This is a genomic window from Burkholderia latens (assembly GCF_902499045.1).
Taxonomy (GTDB): domain Bacteria; phylum Pseudomonadota; class Gammaproteobacteria; order Burkholderiales; family Burkholderiaceae; genus Burkholderia; species Burkholderia latens.
This window is the reverse complement of sequence record NZ_CABVPL010000056.1, coordinates 19984-42825: the sequence shown is the minus strand read 5'-3', so window position 1 is coordinate 42825 and position 22842 is coordinate 19984. Positions and strand designations below refer to the sequence as shown.

21 protein-coding genes and 1 pseudogene are annotated in these 22842 nt (G+C 66.9%); 9 read left to right on the top strand and 13 right to left on the bottom strand.

What is annotated here, in order from left to right:
- Positions 1-3: 3 nt before the first annotated feature.
- A complete protein-coding gene (locus tag BSE24067_RS27850; RefSeq protein WP_174904923.1) occupies positions 4-1818 on the bottom strand; it encodes a PhoH family protein in 1815 nt (604 codons plus the stop codon).
- Between BSE24067_RS27850 and BSE24067_RS33015 the strand changes: the two are divergent.
- A pseudogene (locus BSE24067_RS33015) lies at positions 1714-1958 on the top strand (hypothetical protein); the annotation flags it as partial. The gene BSE24067_RS27850 and the pseudogene BSE24067_RS33015 sit on opposite strands and share 105 nt — an antisense overlap.
- A 192-nt stretch (positions 1959-2150) precedes the next feature.
- On the opposite strand, the gene BSE24067_RS27845 reads toward BSE24067_RS33015, so the two are convergent.
- The 9 genes from BSE24067_RS27845 to BSE24067_RS27805 all read right to left on the bottom strand — a co-directional run bounded on the left by BSE24067_RS27845 (position 2151) and on the right by BSE24067_RS27805 (position 10541).
- On the bottom strand, positions 2151-2612 hold the full coding sequence (locus BSE24067_RS27845; RefSeq protein ID WP_040144326.1) for a peroxiredoxin: 462 nt from the start codon (positions 2610-2612) through the stop codon (positions 2151-2153).
- A 112-nt stretch (positions 2613-2724) separates the two neighbouring features.
- The gene (locus tag BSE24067_RS27840) at positions 2725-3621 is read right to left on the bottom strand and encodes a polysaccharide deacetylase family protein (protein WP_151067276.1); all 897 of its coding nucleotides are present in this window, start codon (positions 3619-3621) and stop codon (positions 2725-2727) included.
- Between the two features lie 12 nt (positions 3622-3633).
- The gene (locus tag BSE24067_RS27835; RefSeq protein ID WP_052111046.1) at positions 3634-4689 is read right to left on the bottom strand and encodes a bifunctional UDP-4-keto-pentose/UDP-xylose synthase; all 1056 of its coding nucleotides are present in this window, start codon (positions 4687-4689) and stop codon (positions 3634-3636) included.
- On the bottom strand, positions 4686-5633 hold the full coding sequence (locus tag BSE24067_RS27830; protein ID WP_151067277.1) for a formyltransferase: 948 nt from the start codon (positions 5631-5633) through the stop codon (positions 4686-4688). The genes BSE24067_RS27835 and BSE24067_RS27830 overlap by 4 nt, the downstream gene beginning before the upstream one ends.
- A complete protein-coding gene (locus BSE24067_RS27825) occupies positions 5630-6652 on the bottom strand; it encodes a glycosyltransferase (protein WP_151067278.1) in 1023 nt (340 codons plus the stop codon). Before BSE24067_RS27825 ends, BSE24067_RS27830 begins: the two co-directional genes overlap by 4 nt.
- A 6-nt stretch (positions 6653-6658) precedes the next feature.
- On the bottom strand, positions 6659-7810 hold the full coding sequence (locus tag BSE24067_RS27820) for a DegT/DnrJ/EryC1/StrS family aminotransferase (protein WP_151067279.1): 1152 nt from the start codon (positions 7808-7810) through the stop codon (positions 6659-6661).
- A gap of 160 nt (positions 7811-7970) precedes the next feature.
- Positions 7971-8342, bottom strand: coding sequence for an EamA family transporter (locus tag BSE24067_RS27815; RefSeq protein ID WP_040144321.1), 372 nt, complete (start codon positions 8340-8342; stop codon positions 7971-7973).
- Positions 8343-8355: 13 nt separating this feature from the next.
- On the bottom strand, positions 8356-10032 hold the full coding sequence (locus BSE24067_RS27810) for a glycosyltransferase family 39 protein (RefSeq protein ID WP_151067280.1): 1677 nt from the start codon (positions 10030-10032) through the stop codon (positions 8356-8358).
- A 134-nt stretch (positions 10033-10166) separates the two neighbouring features.
- On the bottom strand, positions 10167-10541 hold the full coding sequence (locus BSE24067_RS27805) for an Mth938-like domain-containing protein (RefSeq protein WP_040144319.1): 375 nt from the start codon (positions 10539-10541) through the stop codon (positions 10167-10169).
- A 313-nt stretch (positions 10542-10854) separates the two neighbouring features.
- Here BSE24067_RS27805 and BSE24067_RS27800 point away from each other — a divergent pair, with 313 nt between their 5' ends.
- The 6 genes from BSE24067_RS27800 to BSE24067_RS27775 all read left to right on the top strand — a co-directional run bounded on the left by BSE24067_RS27800 (position 10855) and on the right by BSE24067_RS27775 (position 17226).
- Positions 10855-12093 (top strand): pyridoxal phosphate-dependent aminotransferase, encoded by a 1239-nt coding sequence (locus BSE24067_RS27800; protein WP_151067281.1) that lies wholly within the window; start codon positions 10855-10857, stop codon positions 12091-12093.
- A gap of 53 nt (positions 12094-12146) precedes the next feature.
- Positions 12147-13475, top strand: coding sequence for a homoserine dehydrogenase (locus BSE24067_RS27795; protein WP_151067282.1), 1329 nt, complete (start codon positions 12147-12149; stop codon positions 13473-13475).
- Between the two features lie 14 nt (positions 13476-13489).
- The gene (thrC, locus tag BSE24067_RS27790) at positions 13490-14941 is read left to right on the top strand and encodes a threonine synthase (RefSeq protein ID WP_151067283.1); all 1452 of its coding nucleotides are present in this window, start codon (positions 13490-13492) and stop codon (positions 14939-14941) included.
- A 274-nt stretch (positions 14942-15215) separates the two neighbouring features.
- On the top strand, positions 15216-16463 hold the full coding sequence (locus BSE24067_RS27785) for a molybdopterin molybdotransferase MoeA (protein WP_151067284.1): 1248 nt from the start codon (positions 15216-15218) through the stop codon (positions 16461-16463).
- A gap of 18 nt (positions 16464-16481) precedes the next feature.
- The gene (gene moaD / locus BSE24067_RS27780; protein WP_014896872.1) at positions 16482-16739 is read left to right on the top strand and encodes a molybdopterin converting factor subunit 1; all 258 of its coding nucleotides are present in this window, start codon (positions 16482-16484) and stop codon (positions 16737-16739) included.
- Positions 16740-16749: 10 nt separating this feature from the next.
- Positions 16750-17226 carry a molybdenum cofactor biosynthesis protein MoaE gene (locus BSE24067_RS27775; protein WP_151067285.1) on the top strand — a complete coding sequence of 159 codons (477 nt, stop codon included), beginning with the start codon at positions 16750-16752 and terminating at the stop codon, positions 17224-17226.
- Positions 17227-17286: 60 nt separating this feature from the next.
- Here BSE24067_RS27775 and BSE24067_RS27770 read toward each other — a convergent pair whose 3' ends face one another.
- Positions 17287-17847 carry a group III truncated hemoglobin gene (locus tag BSE24067_RS27770; protein ID WP_151067286.1) on the bottom strand — a complete coding sequence of 187 codons (561 nt, stop codon included), beginning with the start codon at positions 17845-17847 and terminating at the stop codon, positions 17287-17289.
- A gap of 272 nt (positions 17848-18119) precedes the next feature.
- Between BSE24067_RS27770 and BSE24067_RS27765 the strand changes: the two genes are divergently transcribed.
- Both BSE24067_RS27765 and clpB read left to right on the top strand, forming a co-directional pair.
- A complete protein-coding gene (locus BSE24067_RS27765; RefSeq protein ID WP_151067287.1) occupies positions 18120-18632 on the top strand; it encodes an Rrf2 family transcriptional regulator in 513 nt (170 codons plus the stop codon).
- 156 nt (positions 18633-18788) lie between these two features.
- Positions 18789-21386 carry an ATP-dependent chaperone ClpB gene (clpB, locus tag BSE24067_RS27760; RefSeq protein WP_151067288.1) on the top strand — a complete coding sequence of 866 codons (2598 nt, stop codon included), beginning with the start codon at positions 18789-18791 and terminating at the stop codon, positions 21384-21386.
- A 131-nt stretch (positions 21387-21517) separates the two neighbouring features.
- On the opposite strand, the gene BSE24067_RS27755 is transcribed toward clpB, so the two are convergent.
- Positions 21518-21949: a YidB family protein gene (locus BSE24067_RS27755; protein ID WP_151067289.1), complete on the bottom strand. Its 432-nt coding sequence runs from the start codon at positions 21947-21949 to the stop codon at positions 21518-21520.
- Between the two features lie 86 nt (positions 21950-22035).
- On the bottom strand, positions 22036-22647 hold the full coding sequence (locus BSE24067_RS27750) for a ComEA family DNA-binding protein (protein ID WP_151067290.1): 612 nt from the start codon (positions 22645-22647) through the stop codon (positions 22036-22038).
- Positions 22648-22842 lie beyond the last annotated feature (195 nt).

The window sequence follows — 22842 nt, the reverse complement described above, 5'->3', positions numbered from 1 at the left end:
ACGTTACAGGATGTCCGACGCGTAGTCGGCGAGCCGCGAGCGTTCGCCGCGCGCAAGCGTCACGTGGCCGCTGTGGCCCCAGCCCTTGAAGCGGTCGACGACGTAGGTCAGGCCCGAGCTGCCTTCGGTCAGGTAAGGCGTGTCGATCTGCGCGATGTTGCCGAGGCACACGATCTTCGTGCCCGGGCCCGCACGTGTCACGAGCGTCTTCATCTGCTTCGGCGTCAGGTTCTGCGCCTCGTCGATGATCAGATACTTGTCGACGAACGTACGGCCGCGCATGAAGTTCATGCTCTTCACCTTCAGGCGCGAACGGATCAGTTCCTGCGTTGCCGCACGGCCCCATTCGCCGGCCGCGTCGTCGGTCTTCTGCAGCACTTCGAGGTTGTCGTCGAAGGCGCCCATCCACGGCTGCATCTTCTCTTCCTCGGTGCCCGGCAGGAAGCCGATGTCCTCGCCGACGGGCACGGTCGCGCGCGTCACGATGATCTCGTTGTAGCGCTTGTCGTCGAGCACCTGCGCGAGGCCGGCCGCGAGCGCGACGAGCGTCTTGCCGGTGCCGGCCTGGCCGAGCAGCGTGACGAAGTCGATCTCCGGGTTCATCAGCAGGTTCAGCGCGAAGTTCTGCTCGCGGTTGCGCGCGGTGATGCCCCACACGTTGTTCTTGTGGTGGCTGTAGTCGCGCAGCGTCTGCAGCAGCGCCGTCTTGCCGTTCAGCTCGCGGACGATCGCGTGGAACGTCGGCTCGCCGTTCTGCGGCTCGAGATACACGAACTCGTTGACGAGCATCGACGCGACGAGCGGGCCCGTCACGCGGTAGTACGTAGTGCCCGTCTTCGTGTCCTGCCAGCTCTCCATCCCCTTCGCGTGCTTGGTCCAGAAGTCCTGCGGAAGCTCGCGCACGCCGGTGTAGAGGAGATCCTTGTCCTCGAGCACCTGGTCGTTGAAGTAGTCTTCCGCGGGCAGGCCCAGCGCATGCGCCTTGATCCGCATGTTGATGTCTTTCGACACCAGCACGACCTGGCGGTCCGGCCGGTCGCGCTGCAGCGCGCGCACGACGCCGAGGATCTGGTTGTCGGCCTTGCCTTCGGGCAAGCCTTCGACCGGCGCGATGTCGGCGAGCTTCGTCTGGAAGTACAGGCGGCCGAGCGCCTCGCGGCTGCCGAGCCGCGACAGCGGAATGCCGGCCGAGATCGGGCCGCCGTCGGCGACCAGCGCGTCGAGCGTGCGGCTCACCTGGCGCGCGTTGCGCGCGACTTCGGACATCCCCTTCTTGTGGTTGTCGAGCTCCTCGAGCGTCATCATCGGCAGATAGACGTCGTGTTCCTCGAAGCGGAAGAGGCTGCTCGGATCGTGCATCAGCACGTTGGTGTCGAGCACGAACAGCTTCTGCAGTTCGGCTTCGGCCGGCTTGCGGCTGCGCGACTTCGTCGCGGCGCCGGCGTCGCGCGCGGGCGCGCCGGCGGCCGGCTTGACGGCCGCGGGCTTGTCGTTGCGCGCGACGACGGGGGCCGCGGTTCCCGCGGGTTCGGCGGGCGCCGGCAACGGCTGCAGCAGCGCGGCCGTCTGTTTCGTCTTGCGGCCGCGGGCGGACGTGCCCGCGGCTTCCTGTGCCGACGATGCGACGGCGCGCAGCGGCGCGGCCGTGTTCGCGGCTTCGGTCATCGGTTGGGCCACGCTGGCCGGGCCGTAGTCGCCGGCTGTGGATGCGTCCCCTTCGGCGGATTTCTTCGCGGCTTTCGCGGGCCGCGCTTTCGCCTTGTATTCGTCGGGCGGCAGCAGGCTGCCGAGCTTGCTGGGGGGAGTAGGCAAAGGCATGGTGTCCCTCGGGAGGAATCGTGTCGCATGAAGTGCGCCGCTGATCGCATCCTGCGTGACGTAGACGCATGCAGTTTGCGCGCGGTGGCGCACAGGAATTTCGTCTAGCCGGTTCGCCTAAGTGTCGGTCAGCTCCTTGACGAGGTGAGGGCCGGACCGAGAGCCGGCGCGCAGTCCATAAAAAAAGCCGCTGCCCCGTGGACCGGGACATGCGGCTCGGCTGATACCGTCGTGATGCGCGTCAGGTGCCGGAAAGCATCGCAACGGGCACCGGCGCAGCTACGAGAAATATGGGGCGAACTGGCATTCATTGCGGCCCAATATAACGCGCCTCAAAGCGCTTGTACAGCCTTAAGCACGTCGTCCACGTGACCCGGTACCTTGATGCCGCGCCATGCGTGGCGGAGCACGCCGTCGGCGTCGATCAGGAACGTCGAACGCTCGATTCCGCGCACTTCCTTGCCATACATCTTCTTCATCTTGATGACATCGAACAGCGCGCACAGCGCTTCGTCGGCATCGGAAATCAGCGGGAACGGCAGTTCGAGCTTTGCCTTGAAATTGTCATGCGAGCGCAGGCTGTCGCGCGACACGCCGATGACTTCGGCGCCGGCCTTCTTGAACTTCGGATACAGATCGCGGAACTGCAGGCCTTCGGTCGTGCAGCCGGGCGTGTTGTCCTTCGGATAGAAATACAGCACGAGTTTCTTGCCTTTCAGGTCGGACAGCGAAATGTCGCCGCCCGTGGCAGCTGCGGTGAAATCGGGAACTTGACGGTCAACTTCGACGGACACGTGCTTCTCCTGTTGTTATGGAAAGGCGCCGCTCGGGCGGCGCGGTTCGGCGGGGCGTCGCGGCGGCATGCCGCGCGGGCGGGGCAGGCGGCGGCGCCTGCGCGCGCGAACGTCAGTCGGGCTGGACGATCAGTTCGCCGGAGCGGCCGGGGATTTCGCCCCACGTGACAGGGTACGATGGCAGCGAGTCGCGGTCCAGCGTCGCGTGGTAGTCGCCCATCGTCGCAAACGTGTGGCCCTGCGCGCGCCAGCCCGCGAGCAATTGCTCGAACACCGGCGCGAGCTTCTGGCCTTCCAGTTCCGCGTGCAGCGTGAACACCTGGTCGTGCGGGTTGGTTGCGGTGAACTTCAGGATGTGCGCGGCGACGTTGTGCGTGTCGATACCGTCGATGCCGAGCACTTCGTCGAGCGTCGGCAGCGTGGTCGGCATCTGCACGTGCGACAGCGTGCGGCCGCCGACGACGGGCAGGTACGGCGAGTGGCCGCGGCCGTCGGACGCGTAGCGCATGCCCCATGCGTCGATCTGCTCGAACGCGGCGTCGTTCATCTGCCAGCCGGCCGCGCCGTGCGTGACGGGCGGCGCGCCGAAGATCTCGATGAAGCGCGCGTGACTCTTCTGCATCTCGCGCACGGTCCAGTCGCGATCGCGCACGCGCACGTTGTCCTGCCAGTACACGTGATCCCACGTATGGATTCCGCATTCGAAGCCGGCCTCGTGGATCGCGCGCATGTCGGCGATCGCGCGGCGGCCGATGTCGGGGCCCGGCAGCAGCACGCCGTACATCAGCTGCTTCACGCCGTAATGCTCGACTACCGACGTGCGCGACACCTTCTTCAGGAAGCCGGGGCGGAACACGCGCCGCAGCGCCCAGCCCGTGTGATCGGGCCCGAGGCTGAAGAGGAAGGTCGCGCGCGCATTGAAGCGGTCGAAGATGCGCGCAAGATTCGGCACGCCTTCGCGCGTGCCGCGCAGCGTGTCGACGTCGATCTTGAGGACGATACGAGCCAAGCGAGCGTCCCGTCAGTTCTGCTGTTCGACGAGCGCGCGTGCGTCGGCGACATGGCCGCGATACGCTTCGAAGATCTTGCGCAGCGCGTCGTCGAACGTCGATTGCGGCGCCCACGCGAGCTCCTGCATCGTGTTGTCGATCTTCGGCACACGGTTCTGCACGTCCTGGTAGCCGTTGCCGTAGTACGCGCCGGACGTCGTCTCGACGAGCTTCACCTGCTTCGCGGAATCGGCGTATTCCGGGAATTCGGCGGCCAGTTCGAGCATCTTGTGCGCGAGCTCGCGAACCGAGAAGTTGTTCTTCGGATTGCCGATGTTGTAGATCTTGCCCGACGCGACGCCGTTCTTGTTCTCGATGATCTTCATCAGCGCGCTGATGCCGTCGTCGATGTCGGTGAACGCGCGTTTCTGCGAGCCGCCGTCGACGAGGCTGATGTTCTCGCCGCGCACGATGTGGCCGAGGAACTGCGTGACCACGCGCGAGCTGCCTTCCTTCGGCGTGTAGATCGAGTCGAGGCCCGGGCCGATCCAGTTGAACGGACGGAACAGCGTGAAGTTCAGGCCTTCCATCCCGTAGCCCCAGATCACGCGGTCCATCAGCTGCTTCGAGCATGCGTAGATCCAGCGCGGCTTGTTGATCGGGCCGTACGTGAGCGCCGATGCGTCCGGGTCGAACTGCTCGTCCGAGCACATGCCGTAGACCTCGGACGTCGACGGGAACACGAGGTGCTTGCCGTACTTGACGGCCGAGCGCACGATCGGCAGGTTCGCCTCGAAGTCGAGCTCGAACACGCGCAGCGGTTGCTGGACGTAGGTGGCCGGCGTCGCGATCGCGACGAGCGGCAGGATCACGTCGCACTTCTTCACGTGATACTCGACCCACTCCTTGTTGATCGTGATGTCGCCTTCGAAGAAATGCATCCGCTCGTGGTTGACGAGGTCGCCCAGCCGGTCGGTCTGCATGTCCATGCCGAACACTTCCCAATCGGTGGTTTCAAGAATGCGCTTCGACAGGTGATGGCCGATGAAGCCGTTCACACCCAGGATCAGGACTTTTTTTGCTTTCATGAATGACGGGAAGAATGAATGAACTGCGCGAATTCCGCCGGCGTCACGACGGTTTCGCTGCCGTCGCGCTGCTGCCACAGCTCGAGAATGGATAGGGCACGGCTGTCGCCGCAGACGCCGAATAGCGCATTATCGCTTACGTGCAGGCCGGGCGGCAAATCCGCCGCAGCCGTTGCCGCGGCGCTGCCGGGCGCCGCGAGGCGCGCGCGGGCGACCACGAAGCGCGTGCCGCCGAGGTCGGTGAACGCGCCCGGATACGGCGGCGCGACCGCGCGTACCAGGTTGTAGACCTGCGCGGCCGGCTTCGACCAGTCGATGCGGCCGTCCTCCGGTTTGCGTCCGCCGTAGTAGCTGCCGTTCGCGAGGTCGTTCGGCAGGTGCGGCGCGTCGCCCGCGAGCAGCGCGGGCAGCACGCGCCAGAGCGTCTGTTCGGCCGCGACCGTCACCTTGTCGAATACCTGCGCGGCCGTGTCGTCCGGCAGGATCGGCACGGCCGTCTGGCCGACGATCGCGCCGGCGTCCGGCTTCGCCGCCATTTCGTGCAGCGTCGCACCGGTTTCGGTTTCGCCGTTCAGCACGGCCCAGTTGGTCGGAACCCGACCCCGGTATTTCGGCAGCAGCGAACCGTGCATGTTGTATGCGCCGCGCGGCGCGATCGCGAGCAGGTCCGCCGGCAGCATGTGGCGGTAGTAGAACGAGAAGATGAAGTCCGGCTGCGCGTTCGACACCGCGCGGCGCAGCGCCGGATCGGCGGGATCGGCCGGCGTGACGACCGGGATCCCGTGCTCGGCGGCAACCGACGCGACGCTGCCGAACCAGATGTTCTCGTTCGGATTGTCTTCGTGCGTGACGACGAGCGCGACGTCGACGCCGCGTGCCAGCAGCACCTGCAGGCAGCGCACGCCGACGTTGTGATACGCGAACACGACCGCGCGCGGCTTCATTGCGCGGCCTCCGTGCGATTCGCGGCGGCCGGCACCGGCGGCACGCCTTCGTGCTGCTCGAGCACGGCCTGGATCAGGTAGCGGGGCCGTGCGCGCACCTGCTGGTAGATCCGGCCGACGTATTCGCCGAGCAGCCCGAGCGCGAAGATGATCACGCCGAGCAGGAAGAACGTGATCGCGAACAGCGTGAACACGCCTTGCACTTCCGCGCCGACGATGAAGCGGCGCACGAGCAGCAGCACGAACAGCGCGGCGGAGCCGAGCGACAGGATCACGCCGATGAACGACAGCCACTGCAGCGGCACGACCGAGAAGCCGGTCACGAGGTCGAAGTTCAGCCGGATCAGGCTGTACAGCGAATACTTCGACTGGCCCGCGAAGCGCTCCTCGTGCGCGACCTCGACCTCGGTCGGGTTCTGCGCGAACGTGTACGCGAGCGCGGGAATGAACGTGTTCACTTCGCCGCACACGTTGATCGTGTCGATGATGCGGCGGCTGTACGCGCGCAGCATGCAGCCCTGGTCGGTCATCTTGATCCGCGTGATGCGCTCGCGCAGCCGGTTCATCATCTGCGATGCCTTGCGCCGCCACAGGCTGTCCTGACGCTGCTTGCGGATCGAGCCGACGTAGTCGTAGCCTTCGCGCATCTTCGCGATCAGCTTGCCGATTTCCTCGGGCGGGTTCTGCAGGTCGGCATCGAGCGTGATCACGATCTCGCCGCGCGACTGCGCGAAGCCGGCGAGGATCGCCATGTGCTGACCGTAGTTGCCGTTGAGCAGCACGACGCGCGTCGTGTCGGGGCGCACGTGGAACTGGTCCGCGAGCATCGCGGCCGAGCGGTCGCGGCTGCCGTCGTTGATCAGGATCACTTCGTACGACGTGCCGAGTGCGTCGAGTGCCGGGTACAGCCGCGCGAACAGCGCAGCCAGGCCGTCTTCCTCGTTGTACACGGGGATGATGACCGATACCTCCGGGTTCGCGGCGCCCGGATGCCCGACGCGTGCTTCAAGGTGATTCATGTACGCTTATTTTCCGTATTGTTCGCAAATCTGATCGACGGCGTCGGCCACGCGACGCACGTCGTCTTCCGTCATCTGCGTGAAGAGCGGCAGCGTGACGGTCGAGGCGCCGTACCGTTCGGCGTGAGGGAACATCCCCTCCTTGAAGCCGCGTGCACGATACAGCGTGAAAAGGTGGATGGCCGGGTAGTGGACGCCCGTGCCGATGCCGCGCTCCTTCATCTGCGCCATGAAATCGGCGCGCGAGATCGACAGACGGTCGAGCGGCAGCGTGACCTGGAACATGTGCCAGTTGCCGTTCTCGAAATCGGCGACGGGCAGGCCGAGCCCGAGCTTCACGGCCGGGCCGCCGTCGAACGCGGCGAAATACGCGCGCGCGAGCGCGCGACGCTGCGCGGTGAAACGCTCGAGGTGCGGCAGCTGGCCGAGGCCGACGCGTGCGGCGACGTCGGTCATGTTGTACTTGCCGCCGAGCACGTCGCAGTCCATCCCGTCGAAGCCGGTGCGCGTGATGCCCTGCAGCCGGTACTTCTGCGCGAGCGCCGCTTCGGCGTCGTCGTTCAGCACCAGCGCGCCGCCTTCGATCGTCGTCAGGTTCTTGTTCGCATGGAAGCTGAACGACACGATGTCGCCGATCGCGCCGATGCGCTTGCCTTTCCACGTCGAGCCGAGCGCCTGGGCCGCATCCTCGATCACGCGCAGGTTGTGCGCGCGCGCGATCGCGTACAGGCGGTCCATGTCGACCGGCAGGCCGGCCAGGTAGACCGGGATGATCGCCTTCGTGCGCGGCGTGATCGCCTGCTCGAGCTTGTCGAGGTCGATGTTGCGCGTGACGGGGTCGATGTCGGCGAACACCGGCGTCGCGCCGGTCTCGAGGATCACGTTGCTGGTCGACACCCACGTGGCCGGCGTCGTGATGACTTCGTCGCCGGGGCCGACGCCCGCGATGCGCAGGCCGATCTCGAGCGTGCACGTGCCGGAGTTGAACGCGCGGACCGGACGGCCGCCGCAATACTCGGACAGCGCGGCTTCGAACTTCTGGTTCTGCGGGCCGGTGGTGATCCAGCCCGAACGCAGCACTTCGACGACGCCCTGGATGGTTTCCTCATCGATCTCGGGGCGGGTGAACGGCAGAAACGGAGCGGTAGTCTGGCTCATGAATGCGGTTTGCCTGTAATGGCTGGTAATAAAGGGGACGGGCGATCCGCCCCGAAACCGGCATTAAACACCGGTTGAGAGTTTCGTACCGTGATTTTTTGTAGGCGGGCGCTTAATGTACGCCGGTGTGTCCGCCGGCGCGGCCAGGCCTGCCGCGCGCTCAGCTGCGCGCCAGCACGAGCACGCCGATCAGGATGATCCCGATGCCGACGAGCCGCTGGACCGACAGCACTTCGCCGAACAGGTACCACGCGGCGAACGCGTTGACCACGTAGCCGAGCGACAGCATCGGGTACGCGATCGACACGTCGACCCGCGACAGCCCGAGGATCCAGACGACGACGCTCAGCACGTAGCAGCCGAGACCGCCGATGATCGGCAGCTGGGTCGCGATCTTGAATCCGACCGGGATGATGTTCGCACGGCTGAATTCGAAGTGTCCAACGGCGTTGACGCCGGCTTTCAGCAGAAGTTGCGCACAGGCGTTGAGCATCACGCCGGTGATGATGCAGACGAACGAAACGGGATTCATGCGGCGGGCGTCCTTACGATTGCGGTTTCTCGACGATCACGCGGCGGTTGTCGCGCGCGATCACGCGCATCGGCACGCGTTGCTCGACCAGCGCGTCGTACTGGCCGGGCGGCATGATCGCGAGCGCGTGGGTGTCCTGTTTCCAGCGTTCGATCCATTGGCCGACGGTCGGGATCCACTTGTTCGGCTCGACCGAGATCCCGAACGCGAGTTCGTCCTGGCGCTGGACCATGATCGTCGTGTGGCCCATGTAGAACGGGAACGTGTGATCGAGCATCTCGATCGAGTAGAACGGCGTGTCCGGCGGCAGCTTCGCGAGTTCGGCGCGCACGGCGGGGGCGAGCAGCGCGCCCGAGCTGTAGCGGCCGAATTCGTCGTGACCGGTGCCGCCGATCGTGCCGAACGCGAGCCACGCGACGCCGAATGCGGTGATCGCGGCCGCGACGCCCGCGCGGCGGTTCAGCCATGCGGCCGCGAGCGTGAGCGCACCGGCAACCGCGAGGCCCGCGTACAGCCACATCTGGAACGCGCGATACAGCGCGTTCGGCGTGCGGGCATCGCCCTGGTATGCGAGCGCGATGATCCCGAACGCGGCGGCGACGAAGAACACCAGATAGCCGAGCAGGTGACGGCGGAACCGTTCGGCGGTCATCAGCGGCAGGTACGCGCCGATCACCAGCGCGAGCGCCGGCGCGATCGGCAGCACGTACGAAATCAGCTTCGAATGCGACGCGCTGAAGAACAGGAAGATGAACGCGCTCCAGATCAGCAGCACGAGCATCGGCGAGAAGCCGTTCGGCTGGCGCGGCATGCGCAGCGCATGGCGGATGCTCTGCCATGCGACCGACAGCCACGGCAGGAAACCGACCAGCAGCACCGGCACGAAGTAGTAGAGCGGGCCCGGCCGGTTCTGTTCCGGGGTCAGGTAGCGGCGGAACTGCTGGACGATGAAGAAGAAGTTGAAGAACTCGGGGTTGCGCTGCTGGACGAGCACGAACCACGGCGTGACGATCGCGAAGAAGATCACGACGCCGCTGACCAGATACAGCCGTTTCCACAGCGCCCAGTCGCGCGCGATCAGCGTATAGAGCACCAGCACCGCGCCCGGCAGGATCAGCCCGACGAGGCCCTTGGACAGCACGGCGAACGCCATCGCGGCCCAGCAGGTCCACATCCAGCCGCGCGCCGCGCCCGTGCTCAGCCCGGGCCGCTGCGCGAGCAGCAGCGCGCACAGCGACAGCGCCATCCAGAACGCGAGCCCCATGTCGAGCGCGTTGAAGTGGCCCATCAGGTTCCAGTACGGCGAGCAGGCGAGCACGACGGCCGCGAGCAAGCCGGACAGCGGGTTGAACAGGCGCGCGCCGGTGAAGCCGACGAGCAGCACGCCGGCGAAGCTCGCGAGGCCCGTGTAGAGGCGCGCCTGCCATTCGCCGATGCCGAACCATGCGAACGTCAGCGCGTTCAGCCAGGTCTGCAGCGGCGGCTTCTCGAAGTACTTGTAGCCGTTGTAGCGCGGCGTGATCCAGTCGCCGGTGACGAACATTTCGCGCGCCATTTCCGCGTAGCGGCCTTCGTCGCTCGGAATCAGGTGGCGCAGCCCGAGTGGCGCGAACCAGACGATCGCGAACGCGACGAGCAGGAGGACGAGCGTGATGCGGTTGAGCGGTAGCCTCGACGGCGTATCGTTCATGGATTTTCAGCCTGTTGGTGGTTGGGACGGGCCGCCGGCGGGTGGCGCCGGGGGCGGCGGCCGGCCGGGTTCGATCCGGGCGATGATCCGGGGATCGACCCGCTGCGCCGGCCCGAGTTTTACCGCATCAGCGATTAACGTTCAATTAAGAGCGCGGCGGCGACTTTGCGGCCCTCGGCCATCAGGATGTTGTAGGTGCGGCACGCGGCCTGGAAATCCATCGTCTCGACGCCGATCCGCCGGGCCGTCAGCGCGGCCACGAGCCGCGGGTGCGGAAAGCGCAGCCGCGCGCCGCTGCCGAAGATCACGAGTTCGGGCGCCGGGTCGAGCAGCATCGCGAAGTGCTCGGGCGCGAGCGCGTCGAACGACGACACGGGCCAGTCGCGCACCGGGGCGCCGGGCAGCACGATGACGCTCCCTTCGTGGCGCTGGAGGTTGACGTCGACATAATCGGGGCCGTAGCCGGTAACGGTGTTGAGCGCGCCGCTCGAGTCCTGGTGCAGTTTCAAATCGGTATTCCGCGGTTCCGTAGGGGGAATGTCTGGCAAGGGCCGCACGGGCCCGGGCGGCCGGTTTCATGCCCGGCGCGCGCGGGACGCCTGTCGGCGCGGCCCGCAGCGGCCATGGTGCATTGCGAAACTCGGCCAAAATCCGCTAAATTATAACTTTTTGGTCGCCCCCGGGCGCCACTTGCGTCGTGCGCCGCCACAAGCCGCGTCCGGCCGCCGCTTTTTCCCAGTCTAGACAGCGCGCACAGACCGGCCGCTCTCCAGTTTTGATCCCGTCCCCCGGCCGCAAGGCCAACCCAGGAACCGTGTCGTCGTGAAACCGATTCAGAAGTCGAACAAGCTGCTCAACGTCTGCTACGACATCCGTGGCCCGGTGCTCGAGCACGCGAAGCGCCTCGAGGAAGAAGGCCACCGCATCATCAAGCTGAACATCGGCAACCTCGCGCCGTTCGGATTCGACGCGCCGGACGAAATCATCCAGGACATGATCCGCAACCTGCCGGCGTCGTCCGGCTATTCGGATTCGAAGGGCGTGTTCTCGGCGCGCAAGGCCGTGATGCACTACACGCAGCAAAAGGGCGTCGTGGGCGTCGGCCTCGACGACATCTACATCGGCAACGGCGCGTCCGAGCTGATCGTGATGGCGACGCAGGCGCTGCTGAACGACGGCGACGAAGTGCTGCTGCCCGCGCCCGATTACCCGCTGTGGACGGCCGCCGTGAGCCTGTCGGGCGGCACGCCGGTGCACTACGTGTGCGACGAGCAGAACGCGTGGATGCCCGACCTCGACGACATCCGCCGCAAGATCACGCCGAACACCAAGGCGATCGTCGTGATCAATCCGAACAACCCGACCGGCGCGCTTTATTCCGACGAATTGCTGCTCGAGTTGCTCGAGATCGCGCGCCAGCATGGGCTCGTCGTGTTCGCCGACGAGGTCTACGACAAGATCGTCTACGACGGGCTCGAGCACACCGCGCTCGGCTCGCTGTCGGAAGACGTGATCACCGTCACGTTCAACAGCCTGTCGAAGAGCTATCGCTCGTGCGGCTACCGCGCGGGGTGGATGGCCGTGTCGGGCCTCGGCGGCGATAACCGCCGGCGCGCGAAGGATTACCTGGAAGGGCTCGGGATCCTGTCGTCGATGCGCCTCTGCGCGAACGTGCCCGGGCAGTTCGCGATCCAGACCGCGCTCGGCGGCTACCAGAGCATCAACGAGCTGATCGTGCCGAGCGGGCGCCTGTACAAGCAGCGCGAACTGGCGTACGACATGCTCACGTCGATTCCCGGCGTGACCTGCGTGAAGCCGCAGGCCGCGCTGTACATGTTCCCGCGCCTCGATCCGAAGCTCTATCCGATCCAGAACGACCAGCAGTTCATCCTCGACCTGTTGCTCGAGGAGCGCGTGCTGCTCGTGCAGGGAACGGGCTTCAACTGGGCGGCGCCGGATCACTTCCGCGTGGTCTTCCTGCCGAACCTCGACGACCTGACCGATTCCATCAACCGGATCGCGCGCTTCCTCGACGGCTACCGCAAGCGTCATTCGATGTGAGCGGACAGGGTCTCCCGGCATTCATTCATTCTTACTCATCGATCACACGCAGCATGGAACCGATCAAAGTTGGCCTGTTGGGCTTCGGCACCGTCGGCAGCGGCACCTTCACGGTGCTGCACCGCAACCAGGAAGAAATCAAGCGGCGCGCGGGGCGCGGCATCGAGGTCGCGCGCATTGCCGTGCGCAACCCGGCCAAGGCGCGGGCCGCGCTCGGCGCGCATGCCGGCACCGCGCAAATTACCGATGACTTCAACGCGGTCGTCGACGATCCGTCGATCGCGATCATCGCCGAGATGATCGGCGGCACGGGCATCGCGCGCGACCTGGTGCTGCGCGCGATCGCGAACGGCAAGCACGTCGTGACCGCGAACAAGGCGCTGCTCGCGGTGCACGGCACGGAGATCTTCGAAGCCGCACGCGAAAAGGGCGTGATGGTCGCGTTCGAAGCGGCCGTCGCCGGCGGCATCCCGATCATCAAGGCGCTGCGCGAAGGGCTGACGGCCAACCGCATCCAGTACATCGCGGGGATCATCAACGGCACGACGAACTACATCCTGTCGGAAATGCGCGACCGCGGCCTCGACTTCGCGACCGCGCTGAAGGCCGCGCAGGAGCTCGGCTACGCGGAAGCCGATCCGACCTTCGACATCGAAGGCGTCGACGCCGCACACAAGGCCACCATCATGAGCGCGATCGCGTTCGGCGTGCCCGTCCAGTTCGACCGCGCGTACGTCGAAGGCATCAGCAAGCTCGACGCGACCGACATCCGCTATGCGGAAGAACTCGGCTACCGGATCAAGCTGCTCGGCATCGCGCGCCGCGCCGAAAACGGCATCGAGTTGCGCGTGCACCCGACGCTGATCCCGGAAAAGCGCCTGCTCGCGAACGTCGAGGGCGCGATGAACGCGGTCGTCGTGCACGGCGACGCGGTGGGCACGACGCTGTACTACGGCAAGGGCGCGGGCGCGGAGCCGACCGCGTCGGCGGTCGTCGCGGATCTCGTCGACGTCACGCGCCTGCACACGGCCGACCCCGAGCATCGCGTGCCGCACCTCGCGTTCCAGCCGGACAGCCTGTCGAACACGCCGATCCTGCCGATCGACGAAGTCACGAGCGGCTACTACCTGCGCCTGCGCGTGGCCGACCAGACGGGCGTGCTCGCCGCCATCACGCGCATTCTGGCCGAATCGGGCATTTCGATCGACGCGTTGCTGCAGAAGGAATCGGAGCAGATCGACGGCGCAAACGGCCAGACCGACATCATCCTGATCACGCACGAAACGCTCGAGAAGAACGTCAACGCGGCGATCGCGCAGATCGAGAGCCTCGCGACGGTGGTCTCGAAGGTGACGAAGCTGCGCATGGAAGCGCTGAACTGAGGACCAGGAACGACATGAACTACATTTCCACGCGCGGCGCCGGCATCGGCGAGCGCCATACGTTCTCCGACATCCTGCTCGGCGGCCTCGCGAAGGACGGCGGGCTCTACCTGCCGGCCGAATACCCGAAGGTGTCGGCCGACGAGCTCGCGCGCTGGCGCACGCTGCCGTACGCGGATCTCGCGTTCGAGATCCTGTCGAAGTTCTGCGACGACGTGCCGGCCGACGACCTGCGCGCGATCACGCGCCGCACGTACACGGCCGCCGTGTACAGCAACACGCGCCACGGCGAGAACGCGTCCGACATCACGCCGCTGAAGACGCTCGGCACCGAGCACGGCGCGGCGTTGTCGCTGCTCGAACTGTCGAACGGCCCGACGCTCGCGTTCAAGGACATGGCGATGCAGCTGCTCGGCAACCTGTTCGAGTACACGCTCGCGAAGCACGGCGAAGCGCTGAACATCCTCGGCGCGACGTCGGGCGACACGGGCAGCGCGGCCGAATACGCGATGCGCGGCAAGGCCGGCGTGCGCGTGTTCATGCTGTCGCCGCACAAGAAGATGAGCGCGTTCCAGACGGCGCAGATGTTCAGCCTGCAGGATCCGAACATCTTCAACCTCGCGGTCGAAGGCGTGTTCGACGACTGCCAGGACATCGTGAAGGCCGTGTCCAACGATCACGCGTTCAAGGCGCGCCACAAGATCGGCACGGTCAACTCGATCAACTGGGCGCGCGTCGTCGCGCAGGTCGTGTACTACTTCAAGGGCTATTTCGCGGCGACGGCGTCCAACGACGAACGCGTGTCGTTCACGGTGCCGTCGGGCAACTTCGGCAACGTCTGCGCGGGCCATATCGCGCGGATGATGGGGCTGCCGATCGCGAAGCTCGTCGTCGCGACCAACGAAAACGACGTGCTCGACGAGTTCTTCCGCACCGGCGCGTACCGCGTGCGCAGTGCCGAGAACACGTATCACACGAGCAGCCCGAGCATGGACATCTCGAAGGCGTCGAACTTCGAGCGCTTCGTGTTCGACCTGCTCGGCCGCGATCCGGCGCGCGTGATGCAGCTGTTCCGCGACGTCGAGGAGAAGGGCGGCTTCGATCTCGCGGCGAGCGGCGATTTCGCGCGCGTCGCCGAATTCGGGTTCGTGTCGGGCCGCAGCAGCCACGCCGACCGCATCGCGACGATCCGCGACGTGTTCTCGCGCTACGACACGATGATCGACACGCATACGGCCGACGGCGTGAAGGTCGCGCGCGAGCATCTGGATGCGGGCGTGCCGATGGTCGTGCTCGAGACGGCGCAGCCGATCAAGTTCGGCGAGACGATCCGCGAGGCGCTCGGTCGCGAAGCCGAGCGTCCGGCCGCCTTCGACGGGCTCGAGGCGCTGCCGCAGCGCTTCGAGGTCGTGAAGGCCGACGCGCAGCAGGTGAAGGACTTCATCGCCGCGCATACGGGCGCATAACCGCGCGTCAGCGCGCACGACGTCGCAGCGCGCCGGCGGGTCGCAAGCCCGGCGGCGCAGGACGGCCGGAATGCCGATTCGTCGCATGAGTCGGGGTTCCGGCCGTTTCGTTTGGCTCCGCCCGTGCGGCGCGGCGTTGCGCGAGACGCGTGGCGGCAGCGGCAGTGCCGCGCGTTCGCGCCGATCACAGTTTTCGCATGCCGGCCATATCGCGCGCGGGTGCGACGGCGTCGCTACAATGACGTATTGATTCCCACGATCCCCGATTCCATCGATGTCGAACCCGAATCCCGCGGCGCCGCGCGCGCCGATGCTGTCGACCGCCGAAGCGCTCGCCGCGCTGCTCGATGCCGCGAAGCCGCTGCCCGGTACCGAAACCGTCGCAACGCTCGATGCGCTCGGCCGCGTGCTGGCGGCCGACGTGAGCTCGCCGCTCGACGTGCCGCCGATGCACACGAGCGCGATGGACGGCTATGCGGTGCGCGTCGCCGATCTGCTGCACGGCGAACGGCGTCTGCCGGTATCGCAGCGGATCCCGGCCGGTCATCCGGCCGCGCCGCTCGCCGCGGGCACGGCCGCGCGGATCTTCACCGGCGCGACGGTGCCGCCGGGCGCCGACGCCGTCGTGATGCAGGAGCAGACGGCGGCCGACGGCGATGCGGTCGAGATCCTGCACACGCCGAAAGCCGGTGAATGGATCACCGCACAGGGCGCGGACATCCGCCAGGGGGCGGTGATCCTGCCGGCCGGCACGCGACTGACGCCGCAGGCGCTCGGCCTTGCCGCATCGGTCGGCTGCGCGCAGTTGCCGGTCGCGCGGCGCATTCGCGTCGCGGTGTTCTTCACCGGCGACGAGCTGACGATGCCGGGCGAGCCGCTGAAGCCCGGCGCGATCTACAACTCGAACCGCTTCACGTTGCGCGGGCTGCTCGAGCGGCTCGGCTGCCACGTGACCGACTACGGGATCGTGCCCGACTCGCTCGCGGCGACCCGCGACACGCTGCGCGAAGCCGCACGCGACCACGACGTGATCCTGACGAGCGGCGGCGTGTCGGTCGGCGACGAGGATCACGTGAAGCCGGCCGTCGAGGCCGAAGGGCGGCTCGCGCTGTGGCAGATCGCGATGAAGCCGGGCAAGCCGCTCGCTTACGGTGCGGTACGCCGTGGCGACGGCCGTGCCGATGCGCACTTCATCGGGCTGCCCGGCAACCCGGTATCGAGCTTCGTCACGTTCCTGCTGTTCGTGCGGCCGTTCCTGTTGCGGCTGTCCGGCGTGCGCGACGTCGCGCCGCGTGCGTTGTCGCTGCGCGCGGATTTCTCGCAGAGCAAGGGCGACCGGCGCAACGAGTTCCTGCGCGCGCGCGTCAATGCAGCCGGCGGCCTCGACCTGTTCCCGAACCAGAGTTCGGCGGTGCTGACGTCGACGGTCTGGGGCGACGGCCTCATCGACAATCCGCCGCAGCACGCGATCAGCGCGGGCGAGACCGTGCGCTTCATTCCGTTTTCCGAACTGCTGTCGTAACGCGACGGCTTCCCGACTATGAAGATTCAGCTGAAATTCTTTGCAAGCGTGCGCGAGGCGCTCGGCGTGTCCGACGAGCAGGCCGACGTGCCGGACGGCGTGACGACCGTCGGCGACGTGCGCGCGTGGCTGCGCCTGCGCGGCGGCGCGTGGGCCGAGACGCTCGCCGAAGGGCGCGCGCTGCGTATGGCGTGCAACCACGAGATGACCGATCCCGGCACGCGGCTCACCGACGGTTGCGAGGTCGCGTTCTTTCCGCCGGTGACGGGCGGCTGAGAGACGCGCGATGGCAACCGTACGAGTACAGACCGACGATTTCGACCTGAGCGCCGAAGTCGCGGCATTGCGCGCGCGCAATCCGAAGATCGGCGCGGTCGCGTGCTTCGTCGGCACGGTGCGTGACCTGAACGAAGGCGATTCGGTCGCCGCGATGGAGCTCGAGCACTACCCGGGGATGACCGAGAAGGCGCTCGAGAAGATCGCCGCCGAGGCCGGCCGGCGCTGGCCCGGGATCGACGTCGCGATCGTGCACCGGGTCGGCCGGCTGCTGCCGCTCGACCAGATCGTGATGGTCGCGACCGTCGCGTCGCATCGCGGCGACGCGTTCGCGTCGTGCGAGTTCGTGATGGACTACCTGAAAACCGAGGCGCCGTTCTGGAAGAAGGAAACGACGCCGGACGGCGAGCGTTGGGTCGATGCGCGCAGCACCGACGATGCGGCGCTCGCGCGCTGGGGCGTCGAATCCGGCAACACGCGGCGTTGAGCGCGGCATGCGTGGGGGGCGACGCTGCGCCGCGGCGCGCACGTGCCGCGATGCACGGCGTTACGCGTCCGAATCGACGCCGCGGCCGATGATCTTGGTCGGAAACGGCTCGCCGCGCGCGCGCGACGGCAGCGCATGCGGATCGTCGCCCGCGTCGCGCCGGCGCGGCGCGATCGCGTCGAGCAGCGCCTGCTGCTCGGGCGGAATCTGATAATCCCAGCCGAAACGGCTCAGCTGCAGGCTCTGCGCGATCCGCAGCGCGGGCTCCATGAACCGGACGGCCGCGGCCGGCTCGTAACGGCCCTCGACGGTCTTCAGGAACAGCGACAGCCAGCGGCTGAAGTGCGCGGGCTCGATCCCGTCGAGCGGCTGGTGCGCCTGCTGCACGTTGCCGCGATAGCCCTTGGTGCCGAGCACGAGGCTCGACCAGAAGCTGACCATCTTCGGCAGATGGTCGTCCCAGCGGCCGTCGAGTTTCGCGTCGAACACGGGCCCGAGCAGCGGATCGGCGCGCACGCGCTCGTAAAACGCGTACACGAGGCCGCGGATGTTGTCTTCGGTGGGTTCGGCGTCGCGGGGGCGGGCCGGTGCGGTGTCGGGCGAGGCGGGCAGGGCGGTCATGGCAAAAAGGGCCGGGTAAATCCGAGCATGGGCGACGCGTCGGCGACGTGCCGGTGGAACCGTCGTGCGGGCAATGCGCAGGACGCCGGCCGGATTTTGACGCAAAATAGCGTCCACCCATGCCTGAAAAATGTGTAGGCGACCTGCATCTTATTGCGCTCAGCCCATCCCGGCAACCCGGTGCCGTCAGACGGTCCGACAACCGGCCGGCGCGCATCCCGATTGACCCGGTCTGTAATCGGGACACGATCGACCATTTTCCGTATCCGCTCATGAGACTCACCGACTACACCGACTACTCGCTGCGCGTGATGCTGTACCTCGCGGTGCGCGGCGAGGGGCTCGCGACGATCCAGGAGATCTCGGACGCCTACGGTATCTCGAAGAACCATCTGATGAAAGTCGTCCAGCAGCTCGGCGAGCTCGGCTGGGTCGATACCGTTCGCGGCCGCAACGGCGGGCTGCGGCTGTTCCCGCATTCGCTGAAGCTGACCGTCGGCCAGGTGGTGCGCGCGACCGAGAACGATTTCGCGCTGGTCGGCTGCTTTGCGGCCGACGGCGAGTCGCGCCGCTGCGTGATCGAGCCGCAGTGTCGTCTGAAGGGCGTGCTGGCCGCCGCGCGCGATGCGTTCTTCGCGGAACTCGACCGTCATACGCTCGGCGAGTTGACGGTGCCCGCGTCGCCGCTCATCGCGCTGCTGGGTATCCGTCCGGTCGTGCCCGTGCAGGCCGAGCCGTCTGGCGGCGATGCCGCGGCGTCTGCCGAAGCATCGTCGAAGGCCTGACGCGCCGGCGCCGCACCGATCTTCCTGCAGCAGCGGCCCGTGCGGGCTGCTGCGTCGTCGTCTGCCGACTTTTGCGCTGAATCGACCGGAATTCCGCTTGAAACCCGTATAACCATCCTCATCTTGGTGGTAATCGAAAATTGGAGGTCTCACTCAATGAGAATCGACAAGCTCACCACCAAGTTCCAGGAAGCGCTCGCGGACGCGCAGAGCCTCGCGGTCGGCCGCGACAACCAATACATCGAACCCGTTCACGTGCTCGCGGCGCTGGTCGCGCAGCAGGACGGCTCAGCCCGCTCGCTGATGTCGCGCGCGGGTGTGCACGTGCAGGCGCTGCAAGGCGCGCTGAACGAGGCCATTTCGCGCCTGCCGCAAGTGACGGGCACGGGCGGCGACATCCAGATCGGCCGTGAACTCGCCGGGCTGCTGAACCAGGCCGACAAGGAAGCGCAGAAACTCAACGACACGTTCATCGCGAGCGAGATGTTCCTGCTTGCCGTGGCCGACGACAAGGGCGAAGCCGGCAAGCTCGCGCGCCAGCACGGCCTCACGCGCAAGTCGCTCGAAGCCGCGATCGCGGCCGTGCGCGGCGGCTCGCAGGTGCACAGCCAGGACGCGGAAAGCCAGCGCGAAGCGCTGAAGAAATACACGGTCGACCTGACCGAGCGCGCGCGCGCGGGCAAGCTCGATCCGGTGATCGGCCGCGACGACGAAATTCGCCGCTCGATCCAGATCCTGCAGCGCCGCACCAAGAACAACCCGGTGCTGATCGGCGAGCCGGGCGTCGGCAAGACGGCGATCGTCGAAGGGCTCGCGCAGCGGATCGTCAACGGCGAGGTGCCCGAGACGCTGAAAGGCAAGCGCGTGCTGTCGCTCGACATGGCCGCGCTGCTCGCGGGCGCGAAGTACCGCGGCGAGTTCGAGGAGCGTCTGAAGGCCGTGCTCAACGACATCGCGAAGGACGAAGGCCAGACGATCGTGTTCATCGACGAGATCCACACGATGGTCGGCGCCGGCAAGGCCGAAGGCGCGATGGACGCGGGCAACATGCTGAAGCCGGCGCTGTCGCGCGGCGAGCTGCACTGCATCGGCGCGACCACGCTCGACGAATACCGCAAGTACATCGAGAAGGATGCCGCGCTCGAGCGCCGCTTCCAGAAGGTGCTCGTCGACGAGCCGAGCGTCGAGGCGACGATCGCGATCCTGCGCGGGCTGCAGGAGAAGTACGAACTGCACCACGGCGTCGACATCACGGACCCGGCGATCGTCGCCGCGGCCGAGCTGTCGCATCGCTACATCACCGATCGCTTCCTGCCCGACAAGGCGATCGACCTGATCGACGAAGCCGCTTCGAAGATCAAGATGGAAATCGATTCGAAGCCCGAAGAGATGGACAAGCTCGACCGTCGTCTGATCCAGCTGAAGATCGAGCGCGAAGCGGTGAAGAAGGAGCAGGACGAAGCGTCGCAGAAGCGCCTGCAGCTGATCGAGGAAGAAATCGAGCGCCTCGGCCGCGAGTATGCGGACCTCGAAGAGATCTGGACCGCCGAGAAGGCCGCGGTGCAGGGCAGCGCGCAGCTGAAGGAAGAGATCGAGAAGGTGCGCGCGGACATCGCGCGCCTGCAGCGTGAAGGCAAGCTCGAGAAGGTCGCCGAGCTGCAGTACGGCAAGCTGCCGCAACTCGAGTCGCAACTGAAGCAGGTCACGCAGGCCGAAGAGCAGGAACAGCACAACCCGACGCGTCCGCGGCTGCTGCGCACGCAGGTCGGGGCGGAAGAAATCGCCGAAGTCGTGTCGCGCGCAACCGGGATCCCGGTGTCGCGGATGATGCAGGGCGAACGCGAGAAGCTGCTGCACATCGAGGAAAAGCTGCACGAGCGCGTGGTCGGCCAGGACGAGGCGATCAACGCGGTGGCGGACGCGATCCGTCGTTCGCGCGCGGGTCTCGCCGATCCGAACCGTCCGTACGGCTCGTTCCTGTTCCTCGGCCCGACGGGCGTCGGCAAGACCGAGCTGTGCAAGGCGCTGGCGTCGTTCCTGTTCGACTCGGAAGAGCACCTGATCCGCATCGACATGAGCGAGTTCATGGAGAAGCACAGCGTCGCGCGGCTGATCGGCGCGCCGCCGGGCTACGTCGGCTACGAGGAAGGCGGCTACCTGACGGAAGCCGTGCGCCGCAAGCCGTACAGCGTGATCCTGCTCGACGAGATCGAGAAGGCGCATCCGGACGTGTTCAACGTGCTGCTGCAGGTGCTCGACGACGGCCGGATGACCGACGGGCAGGGCCGCACGGTCGACTTCAAGAACACGGTGATCGTGATGACGTCGAACTTGGGCTCGCAGGTGATCCAGGCAATGACCGGTTCGCCGCAGGAAGAGATCAAGGACGCCGTGTGGCTCGAGGTGAAACAGCACTTCCGTCCGGAATTCCTGAACCGGATCGACGACGTCGTCGTGTTCCATGCGCTCGACCGCAGCAACATCGAGTCGATCGCGAAGATCCAGCTCGCGCGCCTGCACGACCGGCTCGCGAAGCTCGACATGGCACTCGACGTGTCGCCGTCGGCGCTCGAGCAGATCGCGAAGGTCGGCTACGATCCGGTGTTCGGCGCACGGCCGCTGAAGCGCGCGATCCAGCAGGAGATCGAGAACCCGGTCGCGAAACTCATCCTCGCGGGCCGCTTCGGCCCGAAGGACGTGATTCCGGTCGACGTCCACGACGGCGAATTCGTGTTCGATCGCGTCGTGCACTGATCGCCGCTGCCCGGCCGCACGCCCGGCTCGCGCCGGGCGCGCAAAAACAAACACCCCGCTTCACGCGGGGTGTTTGCATATGGGCCGGCCGAAAACCGTCGAGCGGATCGCCGGCCTGCGCGGTGCGGGGCTTACGCCTGCTTGTTGCCGCCGAACATGCCGGCGAGTTGCGTGAGCGCGCCCAGCACGTTCGACGTGTCGACCTGGCCGCCGGCCGGCACTTCGCCATTCGGCGTCGCGCCGTTGACGACGTGCGGCAGCACCTGCGCGAGGATCGACGAAGCCTGTGCCGGATCGATGCCGACCTTGCTCGCGAGCGAGCCGACCACGTCCGAGCCGAGCACGTTCTGCAGCGTGTCCGGCGAGATCGGCTGGTTTTCGCCGGTGCCGACCCACGAGCCGATGATCTCGCCTGCGCCGCCGGCCTTGAACTTCTCGATCAGCCCGTTCAGGCCGCCCGGCTGGTTGTTGATGAATTCGAGCGCGGTCGTGATCAGCGCGCTTTGCGAGTTGCCGCCGGCCTGGCCGCCGATCAGACCGCCGACGATGTCGAGGAGACCCATGGTTCTTCACCTTCACTGAAAAGGGCGCCGCAACGTCGGCGCCCGTTGATCGAATGCCGCGCGCATGTCGTCGCGCGCGGCGCACATCAGGCGCCCGACGCCGCGGCGGCGGAGGCTGCCTTGTCCTTCTTGCTCTTCTTCTTCGAACCCTTGGCCGCCTTCGTCGACGACGCCGCGGCCGGTGCGCTGGCGCCTGCGCCGGCGTCGGCGGATGCCGCCGCGGCTGCGGCCGCCTTTTCCTTCTTCGACGCGCGCTTGCTCTTGGCCGGCTTGGATGCGGCTTCCGGCGCGCTCGCCGTCGTCGCCGGTGCCGTTGCCGTCGTGCCGGCCGTCGCGGTCGTCGACGTGGACGGTGCGGCCGTGCCGGCCGACGTGGTGGCCGACGTCGTCGCGGCCGGCTTCGACAGCTTCACGCCCTTCGGCGGCGCCGACGAGCCGCCGATCGTCAGGCCGTTTTCCTCGAGATGCCCGACCGACTTCGTGCCGAGACCCTTCACGCGGTTCGCGAGATCGTCCGCGTCCTTGAACGGGCCGTTCTTGGTGCGCTCGTCGATGATCGCCTTCGACTTCACGGGCCCGAGGCCCTTCACCGATTCGAGCGCGGCCTGATCGGCCGTGTTGACGTCGACGGCCGCGGCGAGGCCGGCGGCAAGCGACAGCGATAACGCGACGAACAGCATCAGCAGCTTTTTCAGCATGGCGCAGGCTCCCTGGTTCTGACGGATGAATGGCTGTTGCAACGGACGGCGGCGCGCGACGTGGCCGGGCGTCGCCGTTAAGCATAGGACAAATGCGTGCCCTTTTTGAGACGGGCTGACCGAATCTTGCTGAAGGCTTGCGTCGCTGTAAAGACGGAAAGCCGTGCGCGGCGGCGATTTTGACGATTCTTTACG